General features: G+C 72.2%; 19 protein-coding genes. 16 read left to right on the forward strand and 3 right to left on the reverse strand.

Annotated features, from left to right (window positions below; translation table 11 throughout):
* Positions 1–16: 16 nt before the first annotated feature.
* The 6 genes from J8403_RS02505 (at position 17) to J8403_RS02530 (ending at position 4205) form a co-directional block, all read left to right on the forward strand.
* The gene (locus J8403_RS02505; protein WP_211121628.1) at positions 17–799 is read left to right on the forward strand and encodes an IclR family transcriptional regulator; all 783 of its coding nucleotides are present in this window, start codon (positions 17–19) and stop codon (positions 797–799) included.
* Positions 796–1332 carry a MaoC family dehydratase N-terminal domain-containing protein gene (locus tag J8403_RS02510; RefSeq protein WP_211121629.1) on the forward strand — a complete coding sequence of 179 codons (537 nt, stop codon included), beginning with the start codon at positions 796–798 and terminating at the stop codon, positions 1330–1332. The genes J8403_RS02505 and J8403_RS02510 overlap by 4 nt, the downstream gene beginning before the upstream one ends.
* Complete coding sequence (locus tag J8403_RS02515) at positions 1329–1724, forward strand: hotdog family protein (RefSeq protein WP_211121630.1); 396 nt, start codon at positions 1329–1331, stop codon at positions 1722–1724. Before J8403_RS02510 ends, J8403_RS02515 begins: the two co-directional genes overlap by 4 nt.
* A gap of 178 nt (positions 1725–1902) precedes the next feature.
* Positions 1903–2922 (forward strand): NAD(P)/FAD-dependent oxidoreductase, encoded by a 1020-nt coding sequence (locus J8403_RS02520; RefSeq protein WP_211121631.1) that lies wholly within the window; start codon positions 1903–1905, stop codon positions 2920–2922.
* A gap of 1 nt (position 2923) precedes the next feature.
* On the forward strand, positions 2924–3244 hold the full coding sequence (locus tag J8403_RS02525) for a ferredoxin family protein (RefSeq protein WP_211121632.1): 321 nt from the start codon (positions 2924–2926) through the stop codon (positions 3242–3244).
* 148 nt (positions 3245–3392) lie between these two features.
* A complete protein-coding gene (locus J8403_RS02530; protein ID WP_211121633.1) occupies positions 3393–4205 on the forward strand; it encodes an IclR family transcriptional regulator in 813 nt (270 codons plus the stop codon).
* 43 nt (positions 4206–4248) lie between these two features.
* Here J8403_RS02530 and J8403_RS02535 read toward each other — a convergent pair whose 3' ends face one another.
* Positions 4249–5466, reverse strand: a complete 1218-nt coding sequence (locus J8403_RS02535) for an ROK family protein (protein WP_211121634.1) — start codon at positions 5464–5466, stop codon at positions 4249–4251.
* Positions 5467–5964: 498 nt separating this feature from the next.
* Between J8403_RS02535 and J8403_RS02540 the strand changes: the two genes are divergently transcribed.
* The 10 genes from J8403_RS02540 (at position 5965) to J8403_RS02585 (ending at position 19439) form a co-directional block, all read left to right on the forward strand.
* A complete protein-coding gene (locus tag J8403_RS02540; RefSeq protein ID WP_211121635.1) occupies positions 5965–7068 on the forward strand; it encodes a Gfo/Idh/MocA family protein in 1104 nt (367 codons plus the stop codon).
* A gap of 44 nt (positions 7069–7112) precedes the next feature.
* Complete coding sequence (locus tag J8403_RS02545) at positions 7113–8000, forward strand: sugar phosphate isomerase/epimerase family protein (RefSeq protein WP_211121636.1); 888 nt, start codon at positions 7113–7115, stop codon at positions 7998–8000.
* Between the two features lie 28 nt (positions 8001–8028).
* A complete protein-coding gene (locus tag J8403_RS02550) occupies positions 8029–9537 on the forward strand; it encodes an ABC transporter substrate-binding protein (protein WP_211121637.1) in 1509 nt (502 codons plus the stop codon).
* Positions 9538–9620: 83 nt separating this feature from the next.
* Complete coding sequence (locus J8403_RS02555; RefSeq protein WP_211121638.1) at positions 9621–10562, forward strand: ABC transporter permease; 942 nt, start codon at positions 9621–9623, stop codon at positions 10560–10562.
* Entirely contained in the window at positions 10559–12352 is a 1794-nt protein-coding gene (locus J8403_RS02560) for a dipeptide/oligopeptide/nickel ABC transporter permease/ATP-binding protein (RefSeq protein ID WP_211121639.1), read from the forward strand. Before J8403_RS02555 ends, J8403_RS02560 begins: the two co-directional genes overlap by 4 nt.
* Positions 12349–13212, forward strand: coding sequence for an ABC transporter ATP-binding protein (locus J8403_RS02565; protein WP_211121640.1), 864 nt, complete (start codon positions 12349–12351; stop codon positions 13210–13212). Before J8403_RS02560 ends, J8403_RS02565 begins: the two co-directional genes overlap by 4 nt.
* On the forward strand, positions 13209–14162 hold the full coding sequence (locus tag J8403_RS02570) for an NADP-dependent oxidoreductase (protein WP_211121641.1): 954 nt from the start codon (positions 13209–13211) through the stop codon (positions 14160–14162). The genes J8403_RS02565 and J8403_RS02570 overlap by 4 nt, the downstream gene beginning before the upstream one ends.
* A 116-nt stretch (positions 14163–14278) precedes the next feature.
* Positions 14279–15109: a hypothetical protein gene (locus tag J8403_RS02575; protein WP_246585652.1), complete on the forward strand. Its 831-nt coding sequence runs from the start codon at positions 14279–14281 to the stop codon at positions 15107–15109.
* Positions 15106–17256: a bifunctional serine/threonine-protein kinase/ABC transporter substrate-binding protein gene (locus J8403_RS02580; protein ID WP_211121642.1), complete on the forward strand. Its 2151-nt coding sequence runs from the start codon at positions 15106–15108 to the stop codon at positions 17254–17256. The genes J8403_RS02575 and J8403_RS02580 overlap by 4 nt, the downstream gene beginning before the upstream one ends.
* Positions 17256–19439 (forward strand): bifunctional serine/threonine-protein kinase/ABC transporter substrate-binding protein, encoded by a 2184-nt coding sequence (locus J8403_RS02585; protein ID WP_211121643.1) that lies wholly within the window; start codon positions 17256–17258, stop codon positions 19437–19439. The genes J8403_RS02580 and J8403_RS02585 overlap by 1 nt, the downstream gene beginning before the upstream one ends.
* Before the next feature lie 2 nt (positions 19440–19441).
* Here J8403_RS02585 and J8403_RS02590 read toward each other — a convergent pair whose 3' ends face one another.
* Together J8403_RS02590 and J8403_RS02595 are read right to left on the reverse strand one after the other, a co-directional pair.
* On the reverse strand, positions 19442–20398 hold the full coding sequence (locus J8403_RS02590; RefSeq protein WP_211121644.1) for an ABC transporter substrate-binding protein: 957 nt from the start codon (positions 20396–20398) through the stop codon (positions 19442–19444).
* Positions 20399–20468: 70 nt separating this feature from the next.
* The gene (locus J8403_RS02595; RefSeq protein WP_211121645.1) at positions 20469–21617 is read right to left on the reverse strand and encodes an LLM class flavin-dependent oxidoreductase; all 1149 of its coding nucleotides are present in this window, start codon (positions 21615–21617) and stop codon (positions 20469–20471) included.
* Between the last annotated feature and the right edge of the window lie 529 nt (positions 21618–22146).

The following is a 22146-nucleotide window of genomic DNA, read 5'->3' on the forward strand; positions in this document are numbered from 1 at the left end:
TCGTGAGGTTCCTGCCATGACCGTAGTCCCCATCGACCAAGCCGTCAGAGCCTGTCCCGACCCGATGAACTCCGTCCTCGGCAAGGTCCGGTCCATCCTGGAGGCGTTCACCGCCGACGACGACTCGCTCTCGCTCGCCGATCTGGTGCGCCGTTCGGGAGTGGCGAAGGCGACCGTCCACCGGCTGTCCCAGGAGCTGGTCGCATGGGGGCTGCTGGAGCGGGCGGGCTGCAACTACCGGCTCGGGCTGCGCCTGTTCGAGATCGGGCAGCGGGTGCACCGGCAGCGCATCCTGCGGGAGGTGGCCCAGCCGTATATGGAGGATCTGCTGCTGGCCACGCGGGAGACCATCCACTTCGCCATCCATGACGGGCTGGACGTGGTGTACCTGGAGAAGATCCTCCCCCATCGGGGGCTGAGCGAGGAGTCGCGGGTGGCGGGGCGGCTTCCGCTGTACTGCACGGCGACCGGCAAGGCCATCCTCGCCCACTCCCCCGGCAGCCTGTTCGGCGAGGTGGTCAGGAGCGGGCTCAAACCGTTCACCCGCCACACCATCACCTCGCCGGGCCGGCTGCGCGCCCAGCTGGACCGGGTCCGCGATCAGGGCATCGCCACCGAGGCGGAGGAGGTCCGGCTCGGCTATATGAGCATGGCGGTCCCGGTCTTCGGCCGGCAGAACACCCTCGCCGGGGCCCTGTCGATCACGGCGCCGACCTACCGGGTGGACGCGATCGCCCATGCCAGCGCGCTGCGTACGGCGGGCCTTGGCATCAGCCGCTCGCTGAGGTCGGCGCTGTGACGGCCCCCGTGGTGTCCTCCCCCGCGCTGGAAGAGGTGCTGGCCCGGGCCGGGGAGCTGATCGACCGGTGGCGGGACGAGGACTGCGGCACCCCGACGGTCAAGGACTTCTGCCGTTACGCCGCCGCCCTCAACGACGGTGAGTACATCCGCCGGGCCCGCGCCCTGGAAGCGGACGGCCGGCCCGTCGAGGCGCCCGCCCTGTTCCTCGCGGCCACCATGAGCTGGGAGGACGGTCCGCCGGAGGACGAACTGCGGCCGGATGGCCTCGCCCGGCGCGAGTCGCCGTGCACCGAGGGTCTCCCGGTGCGCCAGGTGCACGGCGGCCAGTCGGTGCGCCTGGTCCGGCCCCCGGTGGCCGGAGCGCGGATCACGGCGACCCGTGCGGTCGTCTCCGCGCGGCACAAACACGGACGGTCGGGTGAGTTCGTCCTCCTGGGCGTGCGGACCCGGTTCCTGTCCCCCGACGGGAGCGAGCTGACGGCCGTGGACGAGACGATCGTGGTGCTCGACGCCACCGGAGGTGACCGATGACGGCGCCCGCTGCCGGGGCCGAGTGTCCACCGCGCCGGTACGCCCACACCAGTGTGCAGCTCTTCCGCTTCAGCGCCGTGTCGTGGAACGCGCACCGGATCCATTACGACGCCGCGTTCGCGGCGTCGGAGGGGTTTCCCGACACGGTGGTGCAGTCCACGCTGCACGGCGAGACGCTCAGCCGCAACGCCCTGGAGTGGGCCGGGCCGGGCGCCCGGCTGGAGTCGGTGGCGTGGCGCAATGTGGCCACGGCGGTGGCCGGTGAGCAGCTGACCTGGGCCGCGACGGTGTCCTCGGTCGAGGGTGCGCGGGTCCGGCTGGACGCGCGCATCCTCAAGGCCGACGGCTCCGAGTGCGTCACGGGGACGGTGGAGGTGACGCTCGCCGGGTGACGGCCCGGCCCGACCGGGTACGGGAGCGGTGGAACCCAAGGCCGACGGGGGGCCTTGGGTTCCACCGCTCCCGCGTGTCCGGGCCGCGGTGCCCCGGCGCCACCGGTTCCGCACCCTGTCCCGGCAGGCGGACCGATTCCATTGGACCGTGATCCGGCCCTGCCTACGCTCCCTTTCCATGAGCGTTCTCAACGTTGAGCCGGTCGCCGCGGAGGACGCGGCGGTGGTCGAGACGGACATCCTGATCATCGGCGCCGGCCCGTCGGGCCTGTACGGCGCCTACTGCGCGGGCTTCCGCGGGCTGCGTGTCGCCGTGATGGATGTGCTGCCCCAGCGCGGCGGCCAGATCAGCGCGATGTACCCGGAGAAACCGATCTTCGACATCGCCGGATTCGCCTCGGTCCGCGGCCGCGACCTGGTCGACAACCTGGTCGCGCAGGCGGAGACACACGGCACCCGCTACCTCCTCGGCCACCGCGCGACGGAGCTGTCCTACGACGACGGCCGGCCCGTGGTCCGCAGCGACCGGGGGACGACCGTACGGGCCGGGGCGGTAGTGATCACCGGGGGCGTGGGGACCTTCACTCCCCGCCCGCTGCCGGCCGGGGAGGATTTCCTCGGCCGCGGCCAGGTGTACTTCGTGCCCGACCCCACCGCCCACGCCGGCCATGACGTGGTGGTCGTCGGCGGTGGCGACAGTGCCTTCGACTGGGCGGCCCTGCTGGCCCCCATGGCGCGCTCGGTCCGGCTGGTACACCGCACCGCGCGGTTCCGCGCCCACCGCGCGTCGGTGGAGAAGGTCCGGGCACTGGGCATCGAGATCCTCACGGACTCCGAGGTCAGCGGCCTGTACGGCGGCGCGCTGCTGGAGGAGGTCGAGATCCGCCACCGCGTCACGAAGGACACCACGCGCCTCCCCGCGCAGACCGTGGTGGCGGCCCTCGGCTTCATCGCCGACCTCGGCCCGCTGCGGGACTGGGGCCTCACCCTGGAGGCACGCCGGATCGCCGTGGACACCCACATGGCCACCAATCTCCCCCGCGTCTTCGCGGCCGGCGACATCACCGACTACCCGGGCAAGGTGCGCCTGATCTCCGTCGGCTTCGGCGAGGCCGCCACGGCCGTCAACAACGCCGCCACGGTCATCGACCCGGAGGCGGCGCTGTTCCCCGGGCATTCCACCGAGAAGGAGAACTGACATGGCCTACGTCATCGGCGCGTCCTGCGTTGACATCATGGATCGGTCCTGCATGGAGGAGTGCCCGGTCGACTGCATCTACGAGGGCGAGCGCAAGCTCTACATCAACCCGGTGGAGTGCATCGACTGCGGCGCCTGCGAGGTCGCCTGCCCGGAGCAGGCGATCACGGTGGACCGGAAGGCGGATCCGGAGCACCGCGCGGACAACCGGCGGTTCTTCGAGGAGGTCCTGCCCGGCCGGGACGCCCCACTGGGCACTCCCGGTGGCGCCGGGGCGGTCGGCCCGCTGGGCGCCGATACCGCCCTGGTGGGGGGCGGCTGAGCGCACCGGACATGGCGCTCCAGCCGGTGGCCCGCGCCGGATTCCGACCACTCACACCATTCCTACCAGGCAAAATAATCTCTATATTGTCCATCCTCAGAACTAATGGTGTCCCTGGTCAGGCACCAGCGGGCGAGGAGGGCATGTCGTGACGACTGCAGCGGTACCTCGTGGCAACGGCGAGGAAGCCCGGCCGGACGGGCGGTCCCCCAGGTCCGTCCTCGGCAAGGTCGGGCTCATCCTGTCCGCCTTCGGCGACGGCGACCTCGCCCTCAGCCTCACGGAACTCACGGCACGCACCGGGGTCGCCAAGGCCACGGTGCACCGGCTCTGCCAGGAGCTCGTCGCCTGCGAAATGCTGGAGCGGGACGGCTCGGACTACCGGCTCGGCCTCCTGCTGTACTCGATCGGCCTGCGCGCACCCCGGCAGCGCACCCTGCGCCACGCGGCGCGGCCGGCCCTGGAGAACCTCGCGCAGGCCCTCGACAGCCCGGTGAGCCTGTCCGTGCCGAACGGCAGCGAGCTGCTGTGCATCGACAACGCGGGCCGCCACCGCAACCGGGCCGGTGCCTCGATCGGCGGACGGCTGCTCCAACTGCACAGCACGGCCCCGGGAAAGCTCACCCTGGCCCTGCTGCCCGAGCAGTACCCGCTGGCGCGGCTGACCCCCCATATGCGCCGGATGACCGCCCGCACCCTCACCGCCGACCGGCTCCCGGGGGAGCTCGTGCGCATCCAGGAGCAGGGCTACGCCACCGACCGCGAGGAGCACCGGCTCGGCTATTCCGCCGTGGCCGTGCCCGTGCGCGGACCGCGGGACGGCGCCTACCTGGGCGCGCTGTCGGTGGTCGCCCCCTCGGCACGCCAGAACGTGCCCCGTACGCTGGCGGCGCTGCGGACCGCCTCGGAGGCCGTCACCACCCGTCTCTCGGTGATCGAGGCATACCGCGCCGAGCCGTAGCCGTCAGTCCGCAGCCCCGGTCCGTGCCCCCAGCCCGTAGCCCTCAGTCGACGAGCAGCCGGGCTATCCCGCGTTCGCTGAAGACGTCCCCGGTGGCGAGGGCCACCGCGCCGTGCAGGGCCGAGGCGGCGCCGAGCTGTGTGGTGGTGATGGTCAGCTTCCGCGTGGCCAGCGGCAGGGCGCGCTGGTACACCACGGCCCGCACCCCGGAGAGCAGGTCGTCGCGGAGTTCGCTGAGCGGCCCGCCGAGGACGAGGGTGCGCGGATTGAACATGTAGACGAGCATGGCGGCGAGTTCGCCGATCTCGGTGGCCGCCTGCCGCAGGGCCCGGACGGCGGGCGGGTCGTTGTCGGCGACGCGCTCCGCGAGTTCGTGGACCCCGTGCAGCGGGTCCTCCTCGGTGGACTCGGGGATGCCCAGGCTCCGCAGTACGGCGCGGTGCGAGGCGATGGCGCGCACACAGCCGACGTTGCCGCAGGTGCACAGGGCGGTGCCGCCGCCGAGGGACCGGATGTGGCCGACATCGCCGGCCGCGCCGTCCGCGCCGCGGTAGATCCGGCCGTCCGCGGTGGCGAGCCCCGCCCCGATCCCGGTGGCGATCTTGAGGCAGAGCACCGGGGTTTCGGCCCGGGCGTGCACGGCCTCACCGAGGGCCATGAGGTTCGCGTCGTTGTCGACCTGGGCGGGGGCGCGGAACCGGGTCCGCAGCCGTTCGGCGACCGGGAAACCGTCCCAGCCGGGCATGCCGTTGGGCCGGAGCGGGGAGCCGCGCGACGGGTCCACCGGGGCGGGCAGCCCCATCACCACCTGGCGGACCCGGCCGGGGTCGCACCCGGACCGCTCCAGCAGGGCGAACAGCCGGTCGCACACCAGCTCCAGGACCGTTTCCGGCCCCGCGTCGATCCGCACGAGCACCGTGTCCCGCGCGAGGATGCGTCCGCCGAGATCGGCGATCGCGATCCTCGTCTCCAGGCTGTCGACGTCGGCGACGGCGATGGTGCCCGCCCGCGGGCTCAGCGCCAGCAGCCGCGGGGGCCGCCCGCGCACCGATTCGCCGGATTCCAGCTCCTGCAGGATGTCTCGGCCGAGGAGTTGGTCCACCTGCTGGCCGACGGTGGAGCGGGCCAGACCGCTGCGCCGCGCGATCTCGGCCCGGTTCGTCGCCTCACCGGCCACCACGAGATCCAGCACTCTGCGCAGTCCGACGGGGACCGCGGGCAGCAGCGCCCGGTCGGCGGAACGACCGTCATCTTCACGCATTTCCTCAACCTAGCCGCCGTGGATCACCGGCGACCAGCCTTCCTTTAAGACGTTATTAGTTTGCAAGGAAAATTAACAACTGCCTCTTGTTCGCGGTAACCGAACTAAACGAAGGTGTGGGTCGAGGCGAACACGCCCCACCCAACCGTCAGAAGAGGGCCGTCCCCTAGCAACCCCCGTTCCCGAAGTCAACGGCGGTGGACCGCTCCACGAGGCGCGGACCGCCGCCGCGACACCCCTGCCGCGGCCGTACGCGACCCGCGCACACTGCCGTGGCCTGCCCTTTTCTCGCGCGTGACCCGCCACAACGCATCTTGAGCACCACGGAAAACACATCGGCCCGCGTTCCACTGAGCGGACTGTTCACCTCGTCCCGGCGCCGCCGGGGCCCTTGAATACTCGCCAACCCGGCGAGACACCGACACTCCACACAGAAGTGTCGATCACTCGCATACCTGAACACCCCACGCATCACTCCCTGGGAGAGGAACCCCGGCCATGGCCAAAGAGACCCATCGCATCGGCATCCTGGGCAGCGGCAACATCTTCGGCCGGTATGTGACCGGCCTCGCCCGCTACCCGGAGCTGGAGATCGTGCGGGTGGGCGACATCGATGTGGCACGAGCGAAGCAGGCGGCCGCCGAGCATGCCATCCCCGCCTGGGGTGACGACGCGGAGCTGTACGCCGACGACTCGGTGGACATCGTCATCAACCTGACGCCGCCGGTCCACCACGCCCGCACCGTCATCACGGCCCTGGAAGCGGGCAAACACGTCTACGTCGAGAAGCCGTTGGCCACCACGGTCACCGACGGCGAAGCCGTCCTCGCGGCGGCCGCCCGCACCGGGCGCGTCCTCGGATCGGCGCCGGACACCTTCCTCGGCAGCGCCGCCCAGACGGCCCGCAAGGCGATCGACGCGGGCTCGATCGGCACGCCGATCGGCGCCTCCGCCTTCATCGGGCACAGCAAGGCCGAGACCTGGCACCCCAACCCGGCCTTCCTGTTCCAGCCGGGAGGCGGCCCCGTGATGGACATGGGTCCGTACTACCTGGCCATCCTCGTCAACTGCCTCGGCCCCGTCGCCACCATCTCCGCGGCCGGCCGCATAGGCGTGCCCCGGCGCACGGTCACCGCACCCGAACGGACCGTCGAGACCATCGACGTCACCATCCCCACCCACACCGGCGCCGTGCTCACCTTCGCCTCCGGTGTCATCGCCACGACCCAGATGAGTTTCGACGTCTGGGACAGCGACCTGCCCTACATCGAGATCTACGGCAGCGAGGGCACCCTGTCGCTGGCCAATCCGAACCACTTCGACGGCGATGTGCGGGTCCGGCGGCACGGTGACGGCGAATGGACCGTCCTGGAACCGGCCCTGGAACTCTTCGGCGCCGTCGGGACGCGCGAGCAGGCCCGCCGCGGGCTCGGCGTCCGCGATCTCGCCAACGCCGTCGAGGGCGGACCGCACCGTGCCAACGCCGCCTTCGCCTTCCATGTCCTGGAGGCCCTCTGCTCGTTGGAGGGCTCCGCCCAGCAGGGCCGGTCCGTGACGCTGACCAGTTCATGCGAGCGCCCCCAGGCCCTCTTCACCGTCTGACACCCGCCCGCCCCACCCCACCCGAACCCCGAGAGAGGACCCTCATGACCATCCGCCACGACCGGATCGCGATCAACCCCCTGCAGTGGATCGCCACCGACGACGGCTGGATCGACCCCGCTCTGGCACCGGCCCTGCCCGAGCGCCTCAAGGCCATCCACGAGGCCGGTATCGCCGCCGTCCACGCGGACGTGCCCGCCGAGATGTCCGCGGCCGAATACGGCCGGCTGCTCGGCGAGCACGGCCTGGCGCCCGCCCCGGGCTATATCTCGGGCCCCCTCCCCGAGGACGAGAGCAGCCTGCGCGAACTGCTCGACAAGACCGACCGCGTCAGCACCCAGATGGCCGAACTGGGCCTGTCCACCGTCTTCGTGGCCACCGGGATGAACAAGCAGGCCCCCCGGGTGCACCGCCCCGCCGTGGGCGCCGAGGCCACTCCCGAACGGCTGGAGCGGGTGCGCGAGGTGTTCGCCCGCATGGGCGCGACCACCAGGGCCAACGGCGTAACCGCCGCGTTCCACCCGCACATCGGCACCTGGGCGGAAACCGAGGAGGAGACCCGCTTCATCCTCGACGGCGTGGACGCCGACGTCCTCTCCTTCGGCCCGGACATCGGCCACCTCGGCTGGGCCGGCGCCGATGTCATCGGCCTCATCCGCGACTACGCCGACCGGGTCGCCGCCCTGCACATCAAGGACTTCCACGCCGACATCGCCGAACGTGGCCGCGCCGAGGGATGGACCTACCAGCAGACCGTGCTGGCCGGTCTGTGGGCCGAGCCCGGCCACGCCTCGGTCGACATCCCCGCCACCCTGGCCGCACTGCCCGCCGCCTTCGACGGCTGGCTGGTGATCGAGGTCGACCGCGGCGCCCAGGCCACGCCCGAGGAGAGCGTCCGGCTCTGCGGCGAGTGGGCCAAGCGGCAGCACTGAGCGCACCACCCGAGAACAGAAGGACGACATGCGAAGAATGGTCATGGCAGGGGTGGCCCTCGCCCTCGTGGCCGTGCCGGCGTGCAATGGTGGCGCCGGCACCACGGCGTCCGCCACCGGAGACGACACCCTGACGCTGTCCATCGGCAACGCCCACACCGGCTGGGACCTGGCTTCCGCGGCCCTGGGCGACAACATCCAGTACTACGAGCCCGTCTTCGACTCGCTGGTCCGGCTGGACACCAAGGCCCGTCCCCGGCCGAACCTGGCGACCTCCTGGTCCTACGACAGCACCCGCACCGTGCTGACCATGAAGCTCAGGAAGGACGTGCGGTTCACCGACGGTAGGGCACTCGACGCGACCGCGGTGCGCAAGAGCCTGCTCCACAACAAGGAGGGCACCAACGAGGCGGCCGGCAAACTGCGCGCCATCGACTCGGTGGCGGCCGTGGACCCGCGGACCGTGGCCATTCATCTGTCGGCGCCCGACCCCCAGCTCGTGGTGAACCTCGGCGACCCCTCCGGCATGATCGCCAGTCCCGAGGACCTGGCGGCGAAGGGCGGTCCGGTCGGCTCGGGCCCCTACGTCCTGGACAAGGGCGCCACGACCAACGGCAGCACCTATGCCTTCACCCGCAACCCGCACTACTGGAATCCGAAGGCATACCCCTTCGACAAGATCGTCATCAAGAACATCAGCGACCCCACCGCGCGCCTCAACGCGCTGCTCGGCGGGCAGGTCGACTGGGCCCGGATCACCCCGCAGACCGCCCAGCACGCCAAGAGCCGGGGCCTTGAGGTGCAGGGCCACGCCGACAGCGTCGAGGGCCTGTACATCTGGGACCGCACCGGGAGGATCGTGCCGGCCCTGGGCAAGGTGAAGGTGCGCCAGGCGCTGAACCACGCCTTCGACCGGGAGTCGATCGTCGAGAAGCTCAACCTCGGCTACGCCACGGCCACTTCACAGATGGCGACCGCCGGCAGCACCTGGTACGACACATCCCTCGAGAGCAACTACACCTACGACCCGGCCAAGGCCAGGAAGCTGCTCGCCGAGGCGGGCTATCCCCACGGTTTCACCGTCACCATGCCCGATGTCTCCTCCGTCGCGCCGGGCCAGCAGGTGGTGATGACCCAGGCGCTGGAGGACATCGGCATCAAGGTCAAGGTGGACAAGATCCCGTTCACCCGGCTGTTCACGGCCCTCCAGTCCGGCGAGTACGCGATGTCGTGGTTCAAGCTGCAGTCCGGCCAGCCGTGGGACTTCATCCAGTCCGAACTGGCCAAGGGCGCCGCCTGGAACCCCGCCAAGGACTTCGACCCGAAACTCAACTCCATGATCGACAAGGCGCAGAGGGCCCAGGGCGCGGCGCAGACCGCCGCGTTCCGCGAGATCAACGCCTATCTGCAGGACCACGCCTTCAACGCGCCCTGGGACGTGCTGGACGCCGTCCAGGGCAACTCCAAGAAGATCAAGGTGACGCCGCGGGCCTTTGTCTCGGCGGTACCGATCTACGACATGGCCCCCGCCGGCTGACGCGACGGCGGGGCGGACCGCACACCGCCCCGCCCCGCCCGCAGACAGATCCCGCATCCGCCGACGCAGAAGGAGAGAACGCGATGCTGACCTTTCTCGTGCGCCGCGTCGCGGCCGGCCTGGTACTCCTCTATGTGCTCGCGACGACGGCGTTCGCGATGATGAGCCTCACCGGGTCCGACGCCGCGCGCAACATCGCCGGCAATTTGGCGACGCCAGCACAAATCGCCGTGAAGAAACATGAGTTGGGGCTGGACCGGCCATGGATCGAGCAGTACGCACAGTGGCTGGGCCACGCCGTCCGGGGCGACTTCGGGACCTCCTGGTTCGGCGGTGACTCCGTCTCCGAAAGCCTGGTGCTCAAGGCACCGGTGTCCCTGTCCATCGTGGTCGCCGGACTTCTGCTGGCCACCGTCCTCAGTGTGGTGCTCGGTGTCGCCGCCGCCGTACGGCGCGGCTGGCTCGACCGCGTGGTGCAGGCGACCGCGATCGTCGGCTACGCGGTGCCGAGCTTCCTGATGGCGCTGATGCTCTCCGCCACCCTCGCCGTCCAGCTGCGCTGGCTCCCGGCGACCGGCTACGTACCGCTGGCCGACTCCCCCTCCGGCTGGCTCCAGTCCATCACCCTCCCGGCCATCTCGCTCGCCATCGGCGCCATCGCCGCCACCGCCCAGCAGGTGCGCGGCTCGGTCATCGACGTACTGCGCCAGGACTTCGTGCGCACCCTGCGCAGCCGGGGGATGAGCGAGCGGCGGGTGCTCTTCCGGCACGTGCTGCGCAACGCGGCACCCCCGGCGCTGACCGTGCTCTCCCTGCAGTTCATCTCCCTGGTCGGCGGCGCCGTCGTCATCGAGAAGGTCTTCGGACTTCCCGGAGTGGGCTCCGCCGCGGTGACGGCGACCGTCAACGGCGACACGCCGCTGGTCATGGGTGTCGTGGTCTATCTCGTCCTCATCGTCGTGGCGGTCAACCTGCTGGTGGACCTCGCCTACGGCTGGCTCAATCCGAAGGTGCGTGTCCGATGACGCATACCGAACGCCGCGACACCCGCGGCACACCCGACTCCGCCCCGGGCACCGCCCGCCGACGCGGCCGTCCGCTGAGCCGACTGCTGCGCAACCGAGTGGCGGTGGTGTGCCTGGCCTTGCTGGCGCTCATCGTCGCGGCCAGTGTGTTCGCGCCCCTGCTCACCTCGGCCAGTCCCACCCGCGCCACCCTGGACGACGCCTTCGCCCCGCCCGGCGGCGGCCACCTCCTCGGCGCCGACAGCGTCGGACGGGATGTGCTCGCACGGCTGCTGTACGGCGGCCGGGTCAGCCTGCTGGGCGGGTTCATCGCCGTGGCGGTCGCCCTGCTGATCGGTGTTCCGGCCGGGCTGCTCGCCGGCTACTACCGGGGCCGGCTCGACGCCGTCGTGAGCTGGGTGGCGAGTCTCCTCATGGCCGCGCCCGCCATCATGGTGCTGCTGGTCTCCATCGCCGCGATCGGCCCCGACACCAACGCGACGATGGCGGTGCTCGGCCTCATCCTGGCCCCCGGTGTCTTCCGCCTCGTCCGGGCCTCCGTCACCTCGGTCCGCGAGGAGCTGTACGTCGACGCCGCCCGCGTCAGCGGACTCGGCGACGCCCGAATCGTGCGCCGGCACATCCTGCCGGTGGTGCAGGCACCCACCATCATCCAGTCGGCGCAGATGTTCGGCGTGGCCGTCGTCATCCAGGCGGGCATCGAATTCCTCGGCCTCGGCTCGGCCGGGCAGGCCAGCTGGGGCGCGATGCTCAACGAGGCGTTCGCCAATCTCTACACCAAGCCCTCCCTGCTGGTGGCCCCCGGTCTGACGATCGTGCTCACCGTGGCGACGCTCGGCCTGCTCGCCAACGCCCTGCGCGACGCGCTCCTGGACACGCCCGGCCGGGCGACCCGGCGGCGCCCGCGCACCGTGTCGGCCCCGGCGAGCACACCCGCGGCGGCCGACGACAGCCTTCTCGTCGTCGAGGACCTGCGGGTCACCTATGCCACCCGGGACGGCGAGCGCACCGTGGTGGACGGGGTGTCGCTCACCGTGCGCCGCGGTGAAGTGGTCGGCCTGGTGGGCGAGTCGGGCTCCGGCAAGAGCCAGACGGCGTTCGCCATCCTCGGGCTGCTGCCCCCGGAGGGCCGCGGCGAGGCCGGCCGGCTCAGCTTCGACGGCCGCGATCTGCGGGGGCTCGGCCGCAAGGAGCGGAACGCGCTGCGCGGCTGCCGCATCGCCTACGTCCCCCAGGAGCCGATGTCCAACCTCGACCCGGCCTTCCGCATCGGCACCCAGCTCACCGACCCGATGCGGGCGCATCTGAAGCTGACCGCGCGGGAGGCCCGGGAGAAGGCCCTGGCGCTGCTGGAACGGGTCGGCATCGCCGAGCCGGAGCGCGTCTACCACGCCTATCCGCACCAGATCTCCGGCGGCATGGCGCAGCGGGTGCTCATCGCGGGCGCCGTCTCCTGCGACCCCGAGCTGCTGATCGCGGACGAGCCCACCACGGCGCTGGATGTCACCGTCCAGGCCGAAGTCCTCGATCTGCTGCGGGAGTTGCAGCGGGAGCGGGAGATGGGGCTCATTCTGGTGACGCACAACTTCGGGGTGGTCGCGGACATCTGCGACCGCGTGGTCGTCATGCGCACCGGTCAGGTCGTCGAAACCGCCCCGGCCGGGCAGCTGTTCGCCGAGCCGCGGCACGAGTACACCCGCATGCTGCTGGACTCGACGCTGGAGGACGCCCCGCCCCGCGCCCCCCTGCGCATCCCCGCGACGGGCGGCCCCCTCCAGGAGACGGTATGAGCACGACACCCACACCGGCACCGACCCCCGGCACCATGCTCGACGTCGACGGCGTGGTGGTGGAGTACGCCGCCAAGAGCCGGCGCGGGCAGCCGTTCCGGGCTCTGCACGGCGTCTCCCTGGACATCCGGCCCGGCGAGACGGTCGGGCTGGTCGGCGAATCCGGCTCGGGCAAGACGACGCTCGGGCGTGCGGTGCTCGGACTCGCCCCGGTGGCCGAGGGTGAGATCCGCTATGCGGGCCGGGTGATCTCACGGCTGAGCGCGCGCGAGCGGCGGGCGCTGAGCGCCGAGATCCAGGTCGTCTTCCAGGACCCGTACACCTCGCTGAACCCGGCGATGACCGTGGGCGACATCCTCACCGAGCCCCTGCTGGTCTCGGGCACCTCCCGCGCCGCGGCCGAGGAGCGGGTCCGCGGACTGCTCGGCCAGGTGCGGCTGCCGGCCGACGCCGCACACCGGCTGCCACGGGAGTTCTCCGGCGGTCAGCGCCAGCGCGTGGCGATCGCGCGGGCCCTGTGCCGCGACCCGCGGCTGATCGTGTGCGACGAACCGGTCAGCGCGCTGGACCTGTCCACCCAGGCGCGGGTCCTGGAACTGTTCGTGGAGATCCAGGAGCGCACGGGGGTCGCCTATCTGTTCATCACCCACGATCTGTCGGTGGTGCGGTGTGTCAGCCATCGCGTGGCCGTGATGTGCGGCGGCCGGATCGTGGAGACGGGCGAGGCCACGGCCGTGACCAGCGCCCCGCGCGACCCCTATACGCGGCGGCTCATGCTCGCCGCCCCCGTACCGGACCCGGCACGCCAGCGGGAACGCCGGGAACAGCGCCGGAACCTCAAGTCCGTGGGGGCGGAATGACGACCGTGACACACGCCTACGGATTCACGGCCTACGGCGGCCCCGATGTGGAGCGCTTCCTGGACCTTCCGCTCCCCTCCCCCGGGCCGGGTGAAGTGCTGATCGAGGTCCATGCGGCGGGGGTCAATCCGGTCGACTGGAAGGTGCGCGAGGGAATGCACCGCTCGTTCCTTCCGCTCGACCTCCCGGCGGTGTTCGGGCGCGAGGCGGCCGGGGTGGTGGTGGAACTCGGCCCGGGAGTTGCGGGGTTCGCCGTCGGGGAGGCGGTGTTCGGCAGCAGTGCGCGCGGCTGCGGCGGCTACGCGGCCCATGCCGTCCTGACCGCCGACTTCACGATCCCGAAGCCGGAGGGGCTGTCCTTCACCGATGCGGCGGCCCTCCCCGTGGCGGCGGGGACCGCGTACGACTCCGTGCGCGGGCTCGGCATGACCGCCGGGGAGACCCTGCTGATCCTGGGCATCGGCGGCGGGGTGGGGGTGGCGGCGGCCCAACTCGCCGTGTCCAAGGGGGTGTCGGTGGTCGGAACCGCGTCCGGCGCGAAACGGGAGTTCGTGGCGTCCCTGGGCGCCACGCCCGTTCCGTACGACGGCGATTACAGCGCGGACCGGCTGGCCGCCGCGCTGCCGAACGGGGCCGACGCCGTGCTGGACCTGGTGGGCGGCGACGCCCTGGACACGGTCTCCGGCCTGATGTCCCCCGACTGCCGTGTCCTCACCGTCGCCGGGCCGGACACCGCGGCCCGCTTCGGCGCCCGGTCGCTGTCCCGCGGCAACCGGGCGGAGACCCTCGTCGAGCTCGCCCGCCGGGTCCGGGACGGCCGGCTCCATCCCCACGTCCGGGAGATCTTCCCCTTCGCCGAGGCCCCGTCCGCCCTCCGAGCGGTCGAAACCGGACACCCCTGGGGAAAGGTGGTGCTGCAGGTGCGGGCCGGCACGGTGCCAGGTGTGTGACGGGTGGGGTACGGCCGTGCCACATGATCGGTAACTGCCTGTCATGCCACGCCGGTTACCGCTTAGCATCACGACGGACGCATCGTGAGCCGGTGATGTCAGGGGGGCCTGTGGTCGTGATCAGGGATGCGGTGCGCTTCGGCTGCGCCGTCGTGGTGTGCGGTTCGGCGCTGCTGGGCTGCACCTCCGGCGGAGACGGCGAGCCGTCCGAGCCGAGGGCTGCGAAGAAGGCCGGTGCCACGAGGTCCACCGGCCCGTCGGCGACCGCCGTCGTGGACGTCGATCCCGCCGCACTGCCGACGACGAAGGCCCAGGCCGCCGCCCTGATCCGGGACGTCATCGCGGCCCCCTCCGACTTCGGCCCCGGCGCCGTCCCCCGGACCCCGTACGAGAGCGACCCGCGGCGCTGGCCGGTCCTCGGTGACGACTGTGTCTGGCACCAGCGGGCGCTCCCGAAGGACGTCCTCGCGACCTCGACCCGCTCCTACGAGATCCCGGCGAGCGGCGCCAAGGGCCCGCTCCGGCTGAGCGCCGTCGTCACGGTGCACCACGATGCCGAGCAGGCCGACTGGGAGAACGCCGAGGTCCTGGAGGAGATGATGCGCTGCCCGGGGCAGCGGCTGCGCTCGGACGAGATGATCACCTCGCTGAACGATGTCCCGAACTCCTGGGGCGACTCCGGGAACGCGTACGCCGATGACGTGCTCACCGAACTCGGCAGCTACACGAGCGCCGAAGTCGGCGGCCCCCACGAGTACCTGTGGGGGCAGACCCGGATCGGTCAGTTCACCCTCGCCGTCTCCGCCAAGGGCTCCAAGGGCTGGTCCCGGGCGGACCTGTTCGAGCGGCTGCGGGATCCGCACGCCGGTATGCGCGCCCGCCTCAGGGCCGCGATCGAGCGGGACACGCCGAAGCCCGGCGGCAGTACGAAGGGCGACCGCCGATGACCGACAAGCTCACCGCCTCCGACCCGGCCCGCATCGGCGGGCACCGGCTGCTCGCCCGGCTCGGCGCCGGCGGCATGGGTGTCGTCTATCTCGGCCGTGCCGAGTCGGGGGAGCTGGCCGCCGTCAAGGTGATCCTTCCCGAGTACGCCGACCAGCCCGAGTTCCGCGCCCGCTTCCGCCGTGAGGTCGCCGCCGCCCGGCGCGTGGACAGCCCCTGGGCCGTGCCGGTCACCGGCGCCGACCCGGACGCGCCCGCGCCCTGGCTCGCCACCGCCTTCGTCGCCGGGCCCTCGCTCGCCGAGGCCGTCGCCACCTGCGGTCCGCTGCCACCGCGCGGTGTGCGCATCCTCGGCCGGATGCTGGCCCGCGCCCTGACGGCCGTACACGACGCGGGACTGGTGCACCGCGACGTCAAGCCCGGCAATGTGCTGATCGCCGTCGACGGCCCCCGCCTCATCGACTTCGGCATCGCCCGGGCCACCGAGGAGACGGCGCTCACCTCGGCCGACATGGTCATCGGCACCCCCGGCTTCCTCGCCCCGGAACAGGCACTGGCGCGGCCCGCCTCGCCCGCCAGTGATGTCTTCGCCCTCGGCTGTCTCCTCTCCTACGCCGCCACCGGCCGCCCGCCCTTCGGCACCGGTGCCGTGGACGCACTCCTCTACCGCACCGTGCACGACGAGCCCCACCTCGACGGTGTCCCCGACGACACGCGCGACCTCCTGGAGCGCTGTCTCGCCAAGGATCCGGCCGCCCGGCCCACCGCCCGCGAGGTGGACGAGACACTGGTCGAGGACACGCCCCAGGACAGCGTCGACTGGCTGCCCGACACCGTCGTACGCCTCATCGCGGACCGCTCCGCCGCGATGCTCGCCCTCCCGGACATCGAGGCGACGAGCCTCGACGCGGGGGCGGAGGACGGGCAGCCGGCGGACGGTCCGGCGGACACAACGGTGACGACGGGTCCCTCCGGCCGTCGCCGCTTCCTGCTGCTCGGCGGCGCGGCCCTGGTCGCGGCCGGGGGCGGTGCGGCCCTCTGGGCCGCCCGGCGCGACGACGGCACCGCGGCGGGCGCCTCGTCCCGGGCGCGCCGCTGGATTCTCGGTGTCCAGGCCGATCTGACGGGCCCGCAGAAGACGCTCGGACAGGCCCAGGAGCGTGGCATCCGGCTGGCCGTCGAGCAGTTCAACTCCCGCGAGGACAAACCCTTCACGCTCACCCTCAAGACGGCCGACGACCGGGGCGACGCTACGCGCGCCGCCAAGGTGGCCCGCGCCCTCGCCACCGACCGCGACCTGCTCGCCGTGATCGGCTCGACCGGTGACGAGACCACCGGGGCGAGCCTCGACAGCTATGACGAACAGCTCGTCCCCCAGCTCACGGCCTCCTCCGCGCAGTCCGTGTACGGCGTCTCCGAGCCCCGCCACTTCCTCCAGGCCGTTCCCGGCTACACGAGCCTGCCCGCCACGGCCGCCTTCTCCCTGCGGACCCAGGGCGTACGGCGCGTGGCCGTGCTGATCGACCGCGACGGCGGCATCCCGGCCTGGCAGCTCGGCCGCACGATGTTCCAGAACCTCGGTGTCCTCAAGATCGCCGGCGAACCGCGCGTCGTACCGCGGCTGGCCGAGGACCTCACGGCGGTGGCCGCCGAGATGGTCGCGCACAAGCCGGACGGCTTCGTCTACCTGGGCACTCCCGCCCGCGCGGCGGCCGTGGCACGGGCCCTCGCGCGGACGGACTTCAACGGCCCGCGCGTGCTCGGCTATCCGGCCGCCGGCCCGGAGTTCCTGACCGCCGCGGGCACCGCCGCCGACGGCTGGCAGATCTTCGCCCCGTACATCGACCCGTCGGCCGCCCCCGTCCGCGCCTTCGCCACCGCCTACCGGAAGCGCTACGGCTCCGCGCCCCCGTACTGGGCGGCCGAGGCGTACGACGTGGCGCGCATGGTCATCACCCGCCTCGCCGAGGCCGGCGGCCGCCCCTCCAGGAAGAGGCTGTACGACCTGCTGGCGAAGGGCACGTACAAAGGGCTCGTCCGTACGTACGCGTTCGACGAGAAGAACCGGTCGTGGCTCAAGGGGTACGAGGCCTTCCGCTATGAGGTGAAGGGCGGACGGTACTCCTACGCGGGCAAGGTCGACTTCTGATGCGGCCCCTGACCGCCGACGACCCGGAGGACATCGGCGGGCACCGGCTGCTGGCCCGGCTCGGCGCGGGCGGCATGGGCGTCGTCTACCTCGCCCGTACGGCGGGCGGGGCGCTCGTCGCGCTCAAGACGATCCGCGCCGAACACGCGGCGGACTCGGCCTTCCGCGCCCGGTTCCGGCGCGAGGTGACGGCGGTCCGCGGCCTGACCGGGCACGGGATGGTGCCGGTCGTGGCCGCCGACACGGAGGCCCGGGAGCCCTGGCTGGCCACGGAGTTCGTCCCCGGCCCCTCGCTGGCCGAGGCGGTCGACGGTTTCGGCGCGCTGCCCGTCGCCGCCGTACGGACCCTGGGATTCCGGCTGGCCGACGCGCTGGCCACCGTACACGCGGCGGGAGTGGTGCACCGCGACGTCAAGCCCGGCAATGTCCTGCTCGCCCTGGACGGCCCCCGCCTCATCGACTTCGGCATCGCCCACGCCACGGGCGCCACCGCGCTCACCGCACCCGACGCCGTCGTCGGCACGCCCGGCTTCCTCGCGCCGGAACAGGCACAGGCCCGCGCCGGGGAGGTCGGCCCGCCCAGCGACGTCTTCGCGCTGGGCTGCGTCCTGGCCTACACGGCCACGGGCCGGCGCCCGTTCGGCACCGGATACGCGGCGGGCGTCCTCTTCCGTACGGTGCACGAGGAGCCGGACCTGGCAGCGGTCCCCGGCGAGCTGCGGGCTCTGATCGGGGCGTGCCTGGCCAAGGACCCGACCGACCGGCCGACGGCCGCCCACGTCGCCACGGCGCTCCGTGACCCGCGGATCCCCCTCGCGCGGGAGAGTCCCGAGGCCCAGGCGCGGCACTGGCTGCCGCCCGCGGTCCTCCGCGTGGTCGCCGAACGCTCCGCACAAGCGCTGGACATGCCCACTCCCAGGCGCTCCGCACGGCAGCCGACGGGCGACGACCCGGCCGCCGACCCGGCGCCCGCGCGGGACGCCCGGCCGCCGACCCGGCGGCGCGTGCTGCTGATGGGGAGCGCGGCGGCGTCCGTGGTCGCCGTCGGCGGCGGGGCCACCGCCTATCTGACGGCCGGGCGACGGGGCGGCGGCGGCTCGGGCGGCGCCCTTCCCGTGCACACCCTCGGCTTCCAGGCCGACCTCAGCGGCCGGGACAAGGCGGACGGCGTGGCGCAGGAGCGCGGGGCGCGGCTCGCCGTGGAGCGGCACAACGCGCGCGCGGGCATCACGTTCCGCCTCGCCCTCGACACCTTCGACGACCGGGGCGAGGCGGTGCGCGCCGAGCAGGCGGCCCGGCGTTTCACCAAGGCCGAGGTGAGCGCTGTCCTCGGCCCCAGTACGGCCACCGCGGCGGACGCCGCCGGACCGCTCTACCAGGGCGCCCGCACGGCCATGGTGCTGATCTCCCTCGACGAGGGCAGTCTCACGCCGTCGAATCCGCGCCCCCTGCGCGTCACCCGGGGGCCCGAGTCCTTCCTGGCGTTGCCGCTGACCTCGTATCTGAACTCCGTACGACCGGTCGACCGCACCGCCGTCATCGACGACCGGGCGGCGGGCCCGACGGGATCGGCTCTCACCAACTGGCTCTCGCGGACGCCGCCCCATGAGGGCACGACCAGCGTCCACGCCGTGGCGGCCGACAGCGACGACTTCGCTCCCGCCGTCCAAGCCGCCCTCGCCGCCGAGGCACAGGCCGTCGTCTTCAGCGGCATATCGCCCGAGCGCGCCGCACGCTGCGCCCGCGCGCTCGCCGACGCGGGCTTCACCGGACCGCGCCTGGGCACCTGGCACCTCATGCGCCCGGGCTTCCTCCAGCAGGCCGGAACCGCGGGCCAGGGCTGGCTTTTCGGCACCCCGTTCACCGACCCCGGCAGCGTGTCCCGCACCTTCGGGACCGCCTACCGCGCGAGGTACGGCACGGCGCCCGGGCGCTGGTCCCCGGAGGCCTACGACGCCGTGGGGCTGGTCGCACGCGCCCTGGAGGAGCTGGGCGGCACGCCCGGCATCGAGCCCGGGGCCGTGGCCCAGCGCCTGCTCCACATCACCTACCGGGGGCTCGCCAAAACCCTCCGCTTCACCACCGACGGCACCCAGGCCGTGGAGCGGGGCGCGGGGTACTTCCTGTTCCAGGCGCACGGGAACACCTTCCGCTTCCTGGGACGCGGCGACCAGGTGACGTGAGCTCAGGTGTGCTCGGCCGGGTTGATCCGCGACGTGTCGATCGCCGAGGCGCCGGTGCCCCACTTCTTCAGGATCCGGGCGTACACGCCGTTCTCGATCAACTCGTTGACCGCGGCCTGGAAGGCGCGGGTGAGCGAAGAGCCCTTCTTGAAGGCGAAACCGACGTCGAGGCGGTGGTACTCGCCGAGGAAGGAGGTGCGGGCGGCGGACTGGGCCGCTTGGTGGCGCAGTCCGTTGATGGTGGACATGACGACGTCGATGCGGCCCTGCTGCAGGGCCGTGAGGACGGCTCCGTTCTCCGCGTAGACCTTCACGTCGTACGGCTTCTTCCCGGCCTTGGCGCACACCCCCTTCTGCCGGGTGAGGGTCGCCTCGAAGGTGGTGCCGGCGCCGGTGCCGATGGTCAGCCCGCACAGCTCGGTCAGATCGGTGACCTTCCGGCGGAGCGCCGTGCCGCCCTTCTTGACCGCGAAGCCCTGGCCGTCGTTGATGTAGGTGACGAAGTCGATGGTCTTCAGACGCTCGGCGGTCACGCCGAAGTTGCCGGTGCCGACGTCGAACTTGCCGCTGCCGAGGGCGGGCAGGATCGTCTCGAACGAGGCGTCCTGGCGATCCAGCCTGAGGCCGAGCACCTTGGCCACCGCGTCGGCGATGTCGATGTCCTGGCCCGCGGGCTTCTTGTCCGGGCCGTTCGGGTAGTACGCGCCCGGCGGGGCCCCGATCGAGCTGCCCATCCTCAGGGTGCCGGACCTGGCGACGTCGGCGGGCAGCAGGGCGGCGGCGGAGGCCACCTTCCGTACGGTGGCGACCGGGTCGTCGGTCGGCGCGGGAGAGGCCTGGGCTCCCGCCGGTGCTGTGCCGTCCGTGCCGCCGGAGCCGCCGCAGGCGGTCAGCGCCAGGAGTGACAGCAGCGTCAGCGCGGCGATGCGCGGCCGGGTTCTGGTCCCGGAGTGGTTCACGGCTGGGGGCCTTTCCGTTCCGCGCCGTGGTGGCGGCGATGGGAATACCTGGGTGGCTGTGTGACGGAGGTCAGCCACGGACGGCGGCCGGGGTCCGCTCGCCACGCGCCGCACGCTCGGCATCACGTTCGGCATCACGCTTGGCGACCTCCTCACGGACGATCGGGATCACGTGCCGGCCGAAGTCGATGGCGTCGCCCAGCAGGTCGTAGCCGCGGGCGGAGAGGATGTCCACGCCGAGGTCGTAGTAGTCGAGGAGGGCCTGGGCGACCGTCTCGGGGGTGCCGACCAGGGCGTTGGAGTTGCCCGCCCCACCGGTCGCCGCGGCGGTCGGTGTCCACAGCGCGCGGTCGTAGCGCTCCCCCGCCTCGGCGATCGCGAGCAGCCGCTGGGAGCCGGAGTTCTGCGGGTGTGCCTGTCCGGTGTGGCGCCTGGTGACCGACTCGCCGCTCGCCTTGCGGGCCTCGATCGCGCCCACCGTACGGCGGGCCTTCTCCCAGGCCAGTTCCTCGGTCGGGGCGATGATCGGGCGGAACGCCACCTGGATGCGCGGGATGTCGGCACGGCCCGCGTCCTGCGCGGCGGCCTTCACCGCCTCGATCTGCTCGGCGGTCTTCTCCAGGGGCTCGCCCCACAGGCAGTAGATGTCGGCCTCGGCGCCTCCCGCGGCGTACGCGGCGGGGGACGAGCCGCCGAACGAGATGTCCGGGCGGGGCTGTTGGGCCGGGAACACATCACTGACGAAGTCATGGAAGCGGTAGTGCTCGCCCTCGTGGTCGAAGGGCTCGTGGGTGGTCCAGATCTTCCTGACGATCTGGATGTACTCGCGGGTGCGGGCGTAGCGCTGGTCCTTGGTGAGCGTGTCGCCCTCCCGGCCCTGCTCGTGGTCGTTGCCGCCCGTGATGAAGTGCACGGTCAGCCGCCCCTCGCTGATCTGGTCGAGGGTGGCGAAGGTCTTGGCGGCGAAGGTCGGATACGAGACGTTGGGCCGATGGGCGAGCAGGATCTGGAGCCGGTCCAGTCTGCTCGCGATGTACGCGGCGGCCGGTGCGGGGTCGGGCGATCCGGATCCGTAGGCGAACAGCACCCGGTCCCAGCCATGGTCCTCGTGGGCCCTGGCAAGCCGGAGTGTGTACTCCTTGTCGAACGCGCCACCTGAGCGCGCGGTGGTCTCGGACCCGTCATGGGTCGCGGCGATGCCGAGGAATTCCACGGGCATGGGAATGGCCTTTCGGGAGGACAGAGGGGCGGCACGCGGACAGGCCGGAACGGCCCTTCGCATGGCCGTACAGCAGAACGGCAGGGGGGAAATGCCACGGGTCGGAGCAGGCGTGACGACGCGGGGGCGTAGGGAGAAGGGGTGGCGGCAGCGTGTGTCCGGGCGCTCGCAGGGCCGTGTCCGAACGCGGGTCAGCGCCCGCGTACGGCGGTGATACGACGAGAGAGCTCGGCCCGCGACGGGGTCACCGAGGGAGGGAAGGGCCGGTCAGACAGCCCGCTGCCGAGTCAGCCGCGACAAGCGGCCGACCACACCCGACCGAAGTCGATGTGGCCACGGGTGACCAGGCGCTGCTCGGTATTCATGGGAGCAATTAGGCAGTACACGACGCTTCTCGTCAACCACCGCCCGCATCCCGGACCGGCGTTGACCCGGCTGCCACGTGTTCTTGACAGATCCACGCCCCGGGTACGTACGATCGACGGCGGATGGGCCCGCCGCGCGCGGAGGGCCTTCCGGCCGCGTTGAG

This window comes from Streptomyces yatensis, from assembly GCF_018069625.1.
Classification (GTDB): Bacteria; Actinomycetota; Actinomycetes; order Streptomycetales; family Streptomycetaceae; genus Streptomyces; species Streptomyces yatensis.